8 protein-coding genes are annotated in these 14,700 nt (G+C 33.3%); all 8 read left to right on the top strand.

Going from position 1 to position 14,700, the window contains the following annotated elements:
- Positions 1-22: 22 nt before the first annotated feature.
- A complete protein-coding gene (locus Q4Q39_RS20220) occupies positions 23-1,522 on the top strand; it encodes an alpha-L-fucosidase (RefSeq protein ID WP_303284410.1) in 1,500 nt (499 codons plus the stop codon).
- A gap of 273 nt (positions 1,523-1,795) precedes the next feature.
- Positions 1,796-4,006 carry an alpha-galactosidase gene (locus Q4Q39_RS20225; protein WP_303284411.1) on the top strand — a complete coding sequence of 737 codons (2,211 nt, stop codon included), beginning with the start codon at positions 1,796-1,798 and terminating at the stop codon, positions 4,004-4,006.
- A gap of 216 nt (positions 4,007-4,222) precedes the next feature.
- Positions 4,223-4,399 carry a DUF5703 domain-containing protein gene (locus Q4Q39_RS20665; protein WP_367892722.1) on the top strand — a complete coding sequence of 59 codons (177 nt, stop codon included), beginning with the start codon at positions 4,223-4,225 and terminating at the stop codon, positions 4,397-4,399.
- Positions 4,400-4,570: 171 nt separating this feature from the next.
- Entirely contained in the window at positions 4,571-6,790 is a 2,220-nt protein-coding gene (locus tag Q4Q39_RS20235; RefSeq protein ID WP_303284413.1) for a glycosyl hydrolase family 95 catalytic domain-containing protein, read from the top strand.
- Positions 6,791-7,308: 518 nt separating this feature from the next.
- Entirely contained in the window at positions 7,309-8,700 is a 1,392-nt protein-coding gene (locus Q4Q39_RS20240; RefSeq protein ID WP_303284415.1) for a 3-keto-disaccharide hydrolase, read from the top strand.
- A gap of 495 nt (positions 8,701-9,195) precedes the next feature.
- Positions 9,196-9,768 carry an RNA polymerase sigma-70 factor gene (locus Q4Q39_RS20245; RefSeq protein ID WP_303284416.1) on the top strand — a complete coding sequence of 191 codons (573 nt, stop codon included), beginning with the start codon at positions 9,196-9,198 and terminating at the stop codon, positions 9,766-9,768.
- A 180-nt stretch (positions 9,769-9,948) separates the two neighbouring features.
- A complete protein-coding gene (locus tag Q4Q39_RS20250; protein ID WP_303284417.1) occupies positions 9,949-11,088 on the top strand; it encodes a FecR family protein in 1,140 nt (379 codons plus the stop codon).
- A gap of 177 nt (positions 11,089-11,265) precedes the next feature.
- A complete protein-coding gene (locus tag Q4Q39_RS20255; protein WP_303284419.1) occupies positions 11,266-14,691 on the top strand; it encodes a TonB-dependent receptor in 3,426 nt (1,141 codons plus the stop codon).
- Positions 14,692-14,700 lie beyond the last annotated feature (9 nt).

The following is a 14,700-nucleotide window of genomic DNA, read 5'->3' on the forward strand; positions in this document are numbered from 1 at the left end:
AGCTAAAAAAATAGAATTTAAGATGAGTTTTATAACAAAACGTATATTAACGATTGTAACATTTTTGATAGTAGGTCAGTTATCTGCTCAAGATAAATACCAACCAAATTGGGAGTCTTTGTCAAAACATAAGGCTGCACCTGAGTGGTTTGTAGACGCAAAATTGGGTATATATTTTCATTGGGGACCTTACAGTGTGCCAGCATATTTAAGCGAGTGGTATCCGCGTAAAATGTTTGTGAAAGGCGATAAGATATATAAGCATCATAAAGCGACTTATGGAGATCCAAAAGAATTTGGCTATGATAAGTTTATACCTATGTTTAAAGCAGAAAAATTTGATCCTGAAGTATGGGCAAGCCTATTTCAAAAAGCAGGAGCCCGTTTTGCAGGACCCGTTGCGTTACATCATGATGGTTATGCTATGTGGGATAGTGATGTTAATCCGTGGAACAGTATGGATAAAGGACCTAAACGTGATATTTTAGGAGAACTTTTTAAAGCATTAGGAAAACGTGAGATGAAAACAATTGCGACTTTTCATCATTCTCGTACCGGACAACGCAATGCTAAAAAGCCTGAATATTGGAATATTGGTTATGATAGTCATTATCCATATTCACCAGACTTACCCACTTCAACAACAGATCCGGAATTACGAAAGTTATATGGGAATTTTGAAACCATGGATGGGTTTCATAAATATTGGTTAGATCAGGTAAATGAAGTAGTTGATAAATACGCCCCTGATATTATTTGGTATGATGCATGGTTAAATCTTATTCCTGAAAATTACAGACAAGAAATGGCCGCGCATTTTTTTAACAGCGGTATCAAAAATAATAAAGAAGTAGTTACCTGTCATAAACAAACCGATATGCCTATGTCTTGTAGTGTATTAGACTTTGAGCAAGGTGGACGTAGAGAGATTCATCCAATGCCTTGGATGACTGATATTACTTTGAGTAATAAATCTTGGAGCTATATTGAAGGACAAACCTATAAAGAAGCGTCTTTGGTTGTTAGAAATATGATTGATGTTTGGAGTAAAAATGGTGTGGTATTGTTAAATATTTCACCTCGTGCTGATGGTATTATTCCTCAAGAACAGCAAAGTGTATTGTTAGAAATTGGAGACTGGTTAAAACAATATGGAGAAGCAGTTTATAATACCCGTCCATATTCAATTTATGGATATGGTACAGCGGCATCAGAAGCTGGTTCTCATGGAGGGCAATCAGCCAAAACAAAATACACGGCTAATGATGTTCGTTTCACTATTTCAAAAGACAATAAAACACTTTATGTATTCTTTTTAGGTAAACCAGAACCAGGAAAGCGTATAAAGATGGGGCCTTTGGGAAAGCATCAATACCATCCTGATTCGCCCATAAAACGTGTTACTTTATTAGGCACTAATACTGAAGTAGATTGGGAGTTGAATACAAGTGTTTTTTACCTAACAATGCCAAAGGTAGCAATGAGTAACATCGCTACGGTCTTTAAATTTGAATTGGAATAAAAAAGCTGAAAAATAAGAATATGAGCGTAAATCTTATGGTATTAGAGTTATAAAAGAAAAAATGATAATAAAGAACCTTTACAGTATTTTCGAAACATATTAAAATATGATAATTCGTATTTGACGATGTTATAAGTGTAAAAAATCAAAATGCACAAAAAATCCTCATATTAGGAGTGGTTAGAATACTATGGAATTAATTACAAAATTTATTAAAGTAAACCAGACAAAGGTTTTTATTATAAATATGAAATAACAAAATATAGTATAAATATGAAAAGAAAAAAGAGTATAGTTATTGGTTTAATGCTTGCTTTTTTATCGATTTCACTAGTTTATGGTCATGAAATAGATAAAAAAAACATCAAATTTGGAATAAAAACTAAAAGTTTTCAGATAGACTATTCTGTAAAGAAAAATGGTACTTTATACCTGAGTAATATATTGCATGTTAATGGTTTATGGAAAAGCCCTTTAAAGGGTGAGCGTTTTCCAAGTATTCATCGGGCACTAGGTTGGAGTGGAAATGGAGTTCGCTATCAGGGTGCTATTGAAATCCTTACAAAAAATGGAGAAACTGCTATTGAACCGATTTATAAATCACATAGCATAAAACAAGAAAGTTCAGACGTAAAACACTTAATTATAAAATTAGAGGATAAAACGTATCCAATTGAAGTAGAGTTGCATGTTAGAGCTTATAATTCTCAGGATGTATTTCAGCAATGGACCGTCATTAAAAATTCAACTGAGGAAGACATTAAAGTTCCACGACTTGATGCCATGTACTGGCAGGCAAATGCCAAAGACGGAATTTACTTAGAATGGTATGAAAGCGTTCAGGCTCATGAGGCAGAACGACGCTTACATGAAAAATTGACTTACGGAAAAAAATCTCTTGAAAGTAGAAATGGAAACCGACACAAAGAAGGTCCAATGCCGCATCTTGTATTTGGTTTTGGTGATTATCCAGACGAAAATTCAGTACCATGTATGCTAATGGCTTTTACCTGGTCGGGCAGTAGTCGTTTTTCATTTGAGATAAATAGTAAAGACGTTTTAGAAGCATCAATAGGAGTAAATCAATTAGGACAGCCGACATTGGAATCTGGTAAATCTTTTTCCACTCCAGAAGTAGTTTATGCTTTTAGTCTTAAAGGTAAAGGTTTAGCAAGTCGAAATTTACATAGATGGACTCGCAAGCATTTACTTCCTGGGAATGACCGTTTACGCTTGGTTGATAATAATTCATGGGAAGGTTGCCGTATGGATGTAGCCCAAGAAGATGTAACAAAAATGATGAAGCAAAGTGCTGGCTTAGGAATTGAATTATACGTACTGGACGATGGTTGGTTTGGGAATAAATTCCCTAGAGATAATGATAAAGTTGGTTTGGGAGATTGGCAAGTTAACAAGAAAAAAATACCTAATGGCATTGGTTACCTAGTGAAACGTGCTAAAAAGCTCGGTATTGACTTTGGTCTTTGGTTCGAACCGGAAATGGTGAGCCCCAAAAGTGAACTGGCTGAAAAACATCCAGAATGGTTAATGACTTTACCTGGTAAGAAAACATCATTACAAAGGGATCAATTGACACTTGATATTGCGAACCCAGAAGTTCAGAAATTTATGTTCAATTCAGTAAATAAAGTACTTATCAATAATCCAGGTATAAGGTTTGTAAAATGGGATGCCAATGCAAATATCAATAATACATATTCTCCTTATTTGGGAGCAAGCAGGCAAGGTAATATGCTTAATGAATACATGGCAGGTTACTATGGAGTAATAGATAGCTTGGTTAAAAACCATCCAAATGTTGATTTTCAGGCTTGTGCCTCTGGAGGTGGTCGTTCCGATTATGGCGCTTTGCGCTACAGTCACACGCATTGGTTAAGTGACAATACAAGGCCTACTCACAGACTTGGTGCCCAATGGAACTTCTCTGTTTTTATGCCAGCTATTGCAACAACAACACATGTTACTCATGCAGCCAATAAAGGAGATCATTTCAAGCCAAAATATCGTTTTGATGTTTCGATGATGGGACAATTGGGTATGGAAGTAGATACCAGAAAGTGCTCTAAAGAATATGTGGAAGCTTCCAAAGTTGGAATTGCAGCTTATAAATCGGTTCGTGATATAGTTCAGCATGGCGATTTGTATAGGCATTTAAGCCCATTTGATTCAGATACTCCATCACTGAATTATGTTTCAGAAGATAAGAAACGCTGCCTTGTTTTAGCTTATCAAAAAGGAGAAATAGAAGCTCCGGTAAAATTCGTTACCGCAGTTTCAGGTCTTGATCCTAGCAAAACTTATCGTTTAAAAGAAATTAATCTGCCAGAAGGCGATACTCAGCAAAGATTTGTAAAGGAGGAGACTGTTAGTAAAAGTGGTGTCAGATGGATGAAAGAAGGAATTCCTTTAATTTTTACTAGGAAATTTGATAGTGCGGCCTTGGTATTAGAAGAAATTAAATAAGAATTGAACGCTTAAAACTAATTATAAAGTCTTATTTATAGGCAGATGAAATGGATTTTAGTTAAGTGAAATATTAGATTATAAAGATAAAAACAATAAAAGGATTAAAATTAGTGTTTTATTGATAATTATAACAGTTTCTAACGGGCAATCGCTCAATTCAAACTTGAGTAATTACGATATTACTTGGAATACCCAAAGTGAAAACCCTGGTGAATCCATGCCTTTGGGGGATGGAGATGTTGGATTGAATGCTTGGGTAGAAAAGACGAGTTATTATCTTATGTTTCTCAGTCTGGGACATTCGATGAAAATAATCAAATGTTAAAGCACGATCTTGTACGCATAAATTTTAGCCCAAATCCTTTTAAAAAAGGCGATTCTTTTTCTTGAAGATTGTTTTTAGAAGGTGGAAATGTATTATTGAAGCTAAAAAAGGAGCGCACACTATTAGTTTGAAATCGGTTGTAAAACCTGTTGAAATAAAATAGATGGTTTTTTTTATTGTGAACCATATGAAAACTTGTAAACCATGTTGGTTAATTATTTAAAAAAATAAAAACAATGTCATATTCTTATAAATTAGTACTGCTCGTAATAGTTACATGCTTTTTATATAATTGCGATTCTCGTAACAAACAAACTATTGCCAAAAAAGAGATAAACTGGGCGGAGTGTTTAAAACAAAATGATATGCTCTGGAATAGTATTCCCCAAAATTGGAAAGAAGCACCACATTTAGGGAATGCAACTATAGGTTCTATGTTATATCAAGAAGGAAAAGCCATTAAATTACATTTGTTTCATGCAAATGCTAACGATCATAGAGATAATACTTTTGGTTGGACAGCCTATAGTAGAACCCGATTTGAAATAGGATCTTTAAACTTGAATACTGTTGGTGATATATTGGATGGACAATGGCGTTTGGATATTTGGAATGCTGAACTCAATGGAATAGTTAAGACAAATCTTGGGGAGATTCGTTTTCGGCACTATGTACATGCAGAAGATATGGTAGTAGTAACTGAAGTATGGACAAGTAAAGGAGAGTCTAAAGCCAATTGGTCATGGCATCCAGAGAAGGCTGAAACAGAACGTGGAGGATACCCTAAAAAACCTGAAGAAATTAAGAAGTTTGCAAAAACATATGGTGAACACTATGTAAATACTTTAAAAGTATTTGAACCCAACCCAGAAGGGATACAAAAAAGAGAAGAAGATATTGAACTGTGGGAACAAAACTTAAGCTACGGAGGACAATATACTACTGCTTGGACAGCTACAGAAGATGATGATGAGAAACGAACATTATATGTAAGTATAGCCAGCACATACCCTGAAAATACAGCTACAGCAGATGCGGTTTCATCTGTTCTAAATGCTAAAAAATCGAACGCTAAAGATTTAATAGATAGCCATAGAAAATGGTGGCACAATTACTACCCACAGAGTTTTGTGTCTATTCCAGATGCAGCATTACAAAAGTTGTATTGGAATCAGATTTACCGTTATGGAGCTACGGCAAGACAAGGACGTTCTATAGTCAATACATCAGGGTTATGGTTTCAAGGCGGTCAATGGCCTTATATAACTAATGACTATAATACACAGACTTCCCATTGGGCATTACCAGCAGCTAATAGATTGGAACAATCAGGAGAATTGCTAGATGCATTACACCGAGCTCAGGAAACTTTGATCAAAAACGTAAGGCCAGTAGAATGGCAAGATGATACCGCATTTTTAGCGCTTTCAACGGCACCAGATATGGTTGGTTCTCGTGATCAAGATATGCGTTATTGGAACTTAGTTGGGTGCCTTCCTTGGGCGCTACATAATTGTTGGTGGCAATACAAGTATAGTATGGACAAGAACATGCTTAGAGAAAAGCTTTTTCCTTTATTAAGAAGAAGTATAAACTTGTATTTTAAAATGTTAGAAGAAAGAGAGGATGGGCGTTTAGGCCTGCCTCCAACGTACAATCCAGAAACAGGCACACACCAAAACAACAATTTTGATTTGGGACTATTTAGATGGGGCTGCATGGCATTATTAGAAAGTTGTGAAACATTAGAAATTGATGACCCACTAATTCCGAAATGGAAAGCTGTTTTGGAGAAGTTGGTAGATTACCCTAAGGATGAATATGGTTTTAGATTAGGAACCGATGCTAGTTCTCCAACTAATCATAGACATGGCTCACACTTGTTAATGATATATCCGTTCTATTTGGTAAATATTGATCAACCAAATACAAAAGAAGTATTAAACGCATCTGTAGAACGTTTTTTCTCAACACCTGGTCTTCCTGCAATGGTAATGACTCATGCGGTACCTTTAGCCGCTGCGATTGGGAGGAGCGATTTAGCTTTAGAAGGTTTGAAAAAGCAAGCTGGAGATTTACACCCCAATGGACTTTGGCATTCTCCGCCATGTATTGAGGCTTCTTTGTCCTTTGCTAACGGTCTTCAAACGATGTTAATACAAGATTGGGAAAATACCATTAGAGTTTTCCCTTCAGTTCCTAACGAATGGAAAAATGTATCATTTCAAAGTTTACGAACTCAAGGTGCTTTTCTAATAGACGCTACAAGAGAAGATGGAAAAACAACATCAATTGGGATAAAAAGTTTGGCAGGTGAGCCTTGTTATCTTAAATCGGACATCGTTAATCCTATAATAATTAAGGGGCAAGCTGAAATGAAGGCTTTAGGAAAAGGGTTGTGGGAGCTGAAATTGAAAAAGAATGACGAAATACTTTTAGTTTCTAAAGAGAATTGATTTTAAGAATACCATTTGATAAAAGTATTAGGTAATAAACAGTTAATATTTTGATAGTATGATTTATGGAGGTTTAATTTTCGTTTTTATTAGCGCATTTATATCATGTTTTGTATCAAAAACTAAGGATGTTTAGTGATAAGTAAAAAGCCCGCTAGGAAGTGGCAAGATGGGCCTATTGCTGGAAATGGAATACAAGCTAATGGTAATGTGAGATCCTCTTAAGGAATCAATAGTGCTTAATCATGAAAAACTATAGGTTCCCGTTCAGGATGTTGCATTTAAAACTAAAAATTAGAAAAGACTCGAAAATAAGTAATAAAATCAAGATAGAAGAGATTGAATAAAGGGTTTAAACAAGATGTTCTTGTATCAACCGAAAAACATGATATAAGGATAATCGTTACTTTTCATTATTCTCGCATAGTGTAAAGAAATACTATAAAAACTTAATGTTTTTTCATTTTAATAAAATTTTGATAACCTAAAAATAATTATTCATTTAAAATAAGAAGTCAATGAAATATCAATTAGATACTTTAAAATTTCAAATTATTTTTTTTTTAATATTATTTGTTTTTAGTTGCTCTGAAAATAAAAAAGATGATATTCCATGGGTATCATTATTTGATGGGGAGACATTAAATGGTTGGACTCAAAAAGGAGGTAAAGCTAATTATAAAATTAAAGATGGAATGATAATAGGAAGTACGGTTTATAATACGCCTAATTCTTTTCTAACTACCAATAAAATGTATGGGGATTTTATTCTAGAGTTAGAGTATAAAGTAGATTCTACAATGAACTCAGGTATTCAGATACGAAGTAATAGTTTCCCAAATTACAGAAAAGGACAAGTTCATGGTTATCAAGTAGAGATTGATCCATCAGACCGTGCATGGAGTGGCGGTATTTATGAGGAAGGCAGAAGAGGTTGGTTGAATAATTTAAAAAATAATCCAAAGGCCCAAAGAGCTTTTAAGCAAAACGATTGGAACCATTATCGTATTGAAGCTATTGGAGATACTATAAAAACTTGGGTAAACAATGTACCAGCAGCCTATCTTATAGATGATAAAACAGCTAGAGGTTTTATAGGGCTGCAAGTACATTTTATAACTAAAGACAAAAAAGAAGGAACAGAAATTAGTTGGAAAAACATTAACATACTTACAGAAAATGTATTAAAATATTCTAGAAAATCACCTTTAAGCCCAATTATCACTAAAAATAAATTAACAATTGATGAGCAGAAAAATGGTTGGAAATTGTTATGGGATGGTAAAACAACTCATGGTTGGCGAGGAGCTAAATTAGATCATTTTCCTGAAAAAGGCTGGGTTATTGAAAACGGTGAGCTTTCAGTTTTGTCATCTGGTGGTGCAGAATCAAGAGCAGGAGGTGATATTGTAACTACTGAATTATATACTGATTTTGAACTAAAGGTAGACTTTAAAGTTCGGGAGGGAGGTAATAGTGGTATTAAATATTACGTAGATACTGAATTAAATAAAGGGGAAGGTTCTTCTATTGGATTAGAATATCAAATTCTTGATGATGCAAAACATCCAGATGCTAAACTTGGAAATCATGAAGGAAGTAGAACTATGGCGTCTCTTTACGACTTAATTAAAGCAGATCCAAATAAGCCAGTAAACCCAATAGGAGAATGGAATAGTGCTTATATTATTTCAAAAAATAACCACGTAGAGCACTGGCTAAATGGTATGAAAGTTTTAGAATATGAACGAAAAAGTGATAACTACCTCAAATTGGTGTCCGAAAGTAAATATCATAAATGGCCAAATTTTGGAGAAGGAATTAGTGGACAAATATTATTACAAGATCATGGGGATTATGTGTCCTTTAAAAACATGAAAATACGTGCTATTAATAACACTGAAAAATAATAAAATATGGGTACTTATAGAAGAAATTTTATAAAAAAACAACGGTAAGAGCTATAGGAATTGCTTTTAGTAATAGTGTTATTGCCACATGTCCACAAAAAGTTATTCAAATATTATAGGAGCTAATAATCGTATTAATGTAGCAACCTAAGGATTAGGAGGAAGATATGGTGCTTTTATCGAGCCAATTATTAGAAAAAAAATAAGCAAGATAAGGTTGCAATAGAATTTGGTAAGAAAATTAATTATCAGCCCAAGCTAGAGAATGATATTCGTAAAATACTAGATGACAAAAATGTTGATACTGTTTTTATGATATGAAAAATAATAAAGAGGTTTTAAAAGCTTCTAGTGTAAGATTAATTTTCATATTCTAAATTTATGCACTATTTAATAAGATTAAAGCGTGTTTTTTTGTTAAATTTTTAAGAAAATATCATTTTTTTTTATAAATTCAACCTTTATAATTTGTATTCTTTTTAAAAAAATAATTATATGAATTTTTATGTTTCTCAATTAGAAAAAGGAGAAATAGTTGCATTTGAAGCCTTGTTTAAATTATACTATGATAAACTTGTGCACGTTGCAGGTGGTTATTTGGTGCGTACAGCAGATGCAGAAAATATTGTTCAGAACATTTTTTTAAAGTTATGGGAAGATAGAGCTATTTTGAAGCATGTATCAAACATGAATTCTTACCTTTATAGAATGACCAAAAATGCGTGTTTAGACCAACTTAAACATGAAAAAATAAAAACTGAATACTTAGTCAATAGTTATCAAAAAAAGAATGCCATCCAAAAACAATTCTTAAAAGATGGAGCGGCATCCTTACTTTTAGAAAAAGAATTAGAACAAATTATTCAAAAGGCTATTGAGCAACTTCCTGAAAAATGCAAAAGAGTTTTTGTTAAAAGCAGATTTGAAGGTCTAAAGCATCATGAAATAGCCCATGAGTTAGGTATTTCAAAAAGAACGGTAGACAATCATATTTCCAATGCTCTGAAATATCTTAGACTTCATCTTAAAGAGTTTATAACCATCTTTCTCTATTTTTTTATTTTTTAAATAAATACTCCGAAATTTTTATATCTGAAACAGAAACCTCTATTTTAGTCGGTTTGCTTTTGTTTTTTTAATTTCAAAACAGGGTAAAAAATGCACATTTAATAAAATTTAGGCATTTTTTTTGCTTTTTAATTAGGTATAAGACCAATTTGAATCGTCTTACTTATATTAAGGTGTATTATGAAAGATTATCAAATAATAAAATATTTAAAAGGGGAGACTACATCTGCAGAATCGGAAGCATTAGAAGATTGGGTTATAGCATCACCTCAAAATGCAAAAAAGTTTAATTTATTAAAAGCACAACATATTGCTTCTACATTTGACGAAACTTCTAAAAATATTAATGTAGATAAAGAATATATCAATTTTGTAAACAAACAAGGGGCTAAATCTGGTACTATGTATCATGTATTAAAACCTGTATTTAAGTATGCAGCATTATTATTGTTGTTTGTGATAGGATATGTAAGTACTAATGTGTTTTCAGGTCGTAATTTAGAGAGTTTGCAAACAATTCCAGAAGATGCTATTACATTGCAATTGGAAGATGGTAGCTTTAAAGTTATATTAGAGAATGGTGTAGAAAATGTATTTGATTCTAATGGGAAATTAGTAGGATTACAAAAAGGAAGTAAAATTATTTATGATAAGGAAATGGCTGTTGATAAATTGGTTTACAATTCACTTATCGTTCCTTATGGTAAACGATTTGATGTAGAACTATCTGATGGTACTCATATACTTTTAAATGCAGGGACAACTCTTAGATATCCAATTAAATTTTTACCAGGAAAAAATCGTGAAGTATTTTTAACGGGAGAAGCATTTTTTGATGTAGCTAAAGATGCCAATCATCCCTTTATTGTAAATGCAGATAATATAGATGTAAAGGTTTTAGGAACAAAGTTCAATGTGTCATCATATCCAGAAGATGATGCTATAAATACAACTTTAGTAGAGGGTTCGGTAACTGTTAATGGTAGTGATAATAACTTAGAACCTTCATTTTTGAAACCAGGATATAATGCTAAGTGGAACAAAACAGATAATCAGGTTTCTATAGGAAAGGTTAATATTTCCTTGTATACAGCTTGGGTGGAAGGTAAGATTGTTTTTAGGCATATGCGTTTCAAAAACATTAGAAAAAAATTAGAAAGACATTATAATGTCGTTATTAAAAATAACAGAAGTACTCTGGATCAAGAATTTTTTACGGCAAGTTTTGATGGAGAAACCATTGAGCAAGTACTCCAAACTTTTGATAAAAATTATGGTATTGAATATACCTTTTTAAATAATGAAGTGATTATTAACTAACTAATAAACAACTAGTTGCCTATGTAAAAACTAAACTAAACTAAAAGAAACTAATCATAACTGATATAACCTCATTAATCTTAAATGTAAAGGGGTATAAAAAACCGGAAAATGCGCTAACATTTCCCGATTTAGGTGTGATTAAATTTAATTAACCACGAAAAACATAACAAAAGTATGAAAAAATTAACTCGGTTGTTAAAGCCATGTGCTTTTATACCAAAATTTGACTTAAAAATGAGGCTTACAACATTTTTGCTGATTGTCTCCTTATTTCAAATCCATGCAAATACAACCTATGGTCAAAAGACTAAAATTACATTGAACGTTGAAAATGTATCTTTAGAAAATGCCTTGAATAGTATAGAGTCACTCACAGAATTCAAATTCATGTATAATGATAGTGAAGTGAACTACCAAAGAATAGTTTCTGTACATGCCAAAAGAGAACGCGTTTCAAATATTCTAGAGAAACTCTTTTTAAATACAGATGTTGTTTTTGAAGTATTGGACAAACAAATTATATTAAAGCGTAGTAAATTTGAAGATATAGTATTACCTGAAAAGGTAGTTGATGAAGATGAAAATCAACAATTCACTGTTAATGGTACTATTAAAGATGTGAATGGACAACCTCTGGCAGGTGCCAATGTCATAGAAAAAGGAACATCGAATGGTATTGTTACTGATTTTGACGGTAATTTCTCATTAAATGTTTCAAGCCAAAATGCTACTCTAGTCATATCTTATCTTGGTTTCACCTCAAAAGAGGTTTCTGTGGCTGGTCAATCTAGTTTGAATGTCACTTTAGAGGAAGATGCCGCAGCATTAGATGAGGTTGTAGTCATTGGTTACGGTTCTACAACAAAAAGAGATTTAACTGGTTCGGTAGCAAATGCTAACCTTGAGACTGCTACAGAAACTTCAAATGTGTCAATTGTACAGGCACTACAAGGATCCATTGCGGGTTTAAACGTTGGTGCTGTTACTAGTGCAGGACAAAATCCTTCATTATCTATAAGAGGGCAAAACACCTTATCTAGTAATGGTGGTGATAATGCTCCATTAATAGTACTCGATGGTATTATATACAGAGGTAGTATTATTGATTTAAATCCTGACGATATTGCATCTATGGATATCCTTAAAGATATTAGTTCGACAGCTATTTATGGATCACAGGCTGCCAATGGTGTCATTTTAATAACTAGTAAAACAGGAAGGACGTCTTCTAAACCTACGTTTAATTTCTCTAGTAGTTATACGGTTCAAACACCTTCCAATAGGTTTGAACCTATGAATGCGGCTGAATATGAAGAATTTTATCCCGATATTTTTTGGGATAGAGGCGGTAGAATAGGACCAGATTTTTTACAGGTAGATCCCAGCTATGTTTGGCAAAATAATTTTAAGACTACCGAAATATCAGAAGGTTATGCTGCTGGATTAGATACACCATGGAATGATTTGTTAACAGGTAATGGTCATCAGCAAACGCATAACTTAAGTATAAGTGGTAGAGGTGAATCTGTAAGTTATTTTGTTTCAGGCGGTTTTACAGATCAGGAAGCATTCATAAAAAATGATACATATAGAAGGTATAATTTTAGAGTTAATCTAGATGCTAAACTAAATGATTGGTTGAATATAGGAACCCAGACTTTTGTTGCTGTTAGTGATTATTCAGGACAATCTGCGAATTATGATGCCACTCCATTAAATAATAGTAACAACAGCCAGCATGCTTATTATTATCTTCAACCTTGGGCACCTATAAGAGATGATCAAGATGTATTAATTCCTAACCCAGAAGGCGGTTGGTTAAATCCTTTTTTAGCACTCGAAGTAGATAATTCAGATGTGCGTTTAAATCTATCTAGCGTATTGTATGCCAATATTAAGCTACCTATAGAAGGACTTAGTTATAGAGCAAATTATTCAAATAACTATAGAACGAGAGATTTAGCTAATTTCGATCCTTCTGCCGCTAGTTTTCAAGGAGAAGCTTTTAAAACCCATTCATTAGCTTGGGATTGGTCATTCGATAATATTTTAACCTATAAAAAAACGTTTGCCGAAGACCATAACATTAATGCCACTTTTGTATATGGTGTTGAAAAAAGACATTTTAATGGTACAGATGCTAGATCTAGTAATTTTGTAGTAAAAATTTTAGGATATAATAGGCTTGAAGCGGGCGATTCATCTCTTAATCAAGTCTTTTCAGGTAAAGAAGAAGAATCAAGTCTTTACCAGATGGGTAGATTATTGTACAATTACAAGAATAAGTATTTTTTTACAGGAACTGTTAGAAGGGATGGGTTTTCTGGTTTTGGTATTAATAATAAAACAGCTGTATTTCCTTCTGCTGCTATTGGGTGGGTTGTTACCGAAGAATCTTTTGCAAACGATTCAAGCTGGTTAAATTATTTAAAATTCAGGTTTTCTTATGGGCAATCTGGCAGACGTGGCGTAGGTCGTTATGATACTTTAGCCCAAGTAGATTCTACACCAAGTGTTGTATTTGGCGATGGCGGTCAAACTTTTTTAGGGCAAGAGCCAACTACTTTAGCTAATAATTCTTTAGGATGGGAAACCACCACAGGTGCTAACTATGGTCTCGATTTTACACTGTTTAATAACCGAATAAATGGAACCTTTGAATATTATTCTAATAAAACAGAAGATATACTTTTTGAAATTGATCTTCCAGTAATTACTGGGTTTGAAGATATCAATACTAATCTAGCAGAAGTGTCTAACTCTGGGATAGAATTAACATTATCAAGTAACATAGTAGATAAAGGGGATTGGAAATGGAATACTTCTGTCAATTTCAATAGGGTTCGTAACAAAGTAGAATCAATATTAGGAGTCGATAATGATGGTGATGGGATTGAAGACGATTTAATTTCAAATAATAGAACTGATGGACTGTTTATAGGTGAGCCTCAAAGGGTTTATTATGATTATGAAATAATAGGCATGTGGCAGTTGGCAGATGCAGCAGATGGCTCTATTTGGCCCGGATTTTTACCTGGTACCTATAAATTGAATGATTTAGATGGTAGTGATGATATTTCATTGGCTAGCGATAGAAAAATTATTGGATATAGGGATCCGTCTTACCGATTTGGTATAGCAAATACAGTTTCTTATAAAAACCTAAGCATGTATGTTTTTCTAAATTCCATTCAAGGAGGTAAAGATTATTATTTTGGTGATGATGCTCCGCATAGTACTGGTAATTGGAACAAAGCAGACCAATTATCATATAGCAATGTTCCAAAGGGTGCTTGGGACTATTGGATGCCAGAAAACCCTAATGCGAAGTATCGTAGATTGGATGATGCTGGTCAATTTCCAGGAACACCATATACTCAAAGAAGTTTTGTTCGTTTGCAAGATGTTACGATTTCTTATAATTTTCCTAATAAGCTAATCGAAAAATTAAGCCTTAGCAACCTTAAATTATTTGTTAGTGGTAAAAACTTAGCTACTTGGACTAAATGGAATGGTAGTGACCCAGAAACTGGGGTTGGATTTCGACCAGATAACCCATTACTTAAAAGTTATACCATGGGTTTAAATGTTCAATTTTAAAAAAAAATA

The sequence above is a fragment of the Flavivirga amylovorans genome, from assembly GCF_030540875.1.
GTDB classification, from domain to species: Bacteria; Bacteroidota; Bacteroidia; order Flavobacteriales; family Flavobacteriaceae; genus Flavivirga; species Flavivirga amylovorans.

Coding starts and splice junctions, on each gene's coding strand:
- Q4Q39_RS20245 (WP_303284416.1), top strand. CDS start 9,196: ATGAATTTTTATGTTTCTCAATTAGAAAAAGGAGAAATAGTTGCATTT.
- Q4Q39_RS20220 (WP_303284410.1), top strand. CDS start 23: ATGAGTTTTATAACAAAACGTATATTAACGATTGTAACATTTTTGATA.
- Q4Q39_RS20235 (WP_303284413.1), top strand. CDS start 4,571: ATGTCATATTCTTATAAATTAGTACTGCTCGTAATAGTTACATGCTTT.
- Q4Q39_RS20240 (WP_303284415.1), top strand. CDS start 7,309: ATGAAATATCAATTAGATACTTTAAAATTTCAAATTATTTTTTTTTTA.
- Q4Q39_RS20225 (WP_303284411.1), top strand. CDS start 1,796: ATGAAAAGAAAAAAGAGTATAGTTATTGGTTTAATGCTTGCTTTTTTA.
- Q4Q39_RS20255 (WP_303284419.1), top strand. CDS start 11,266: ATGAAAAAATTAACTCGGTTGTTAAAGCCATGTGCTTTTATACCAAAA.
- Q4Q39_RS20250 (WP_303284417.1), top strand. CDS start 9,949: ATGAAAGATTATCAAATAATAAAATATTTAAAAGGGGAGACTACATCT.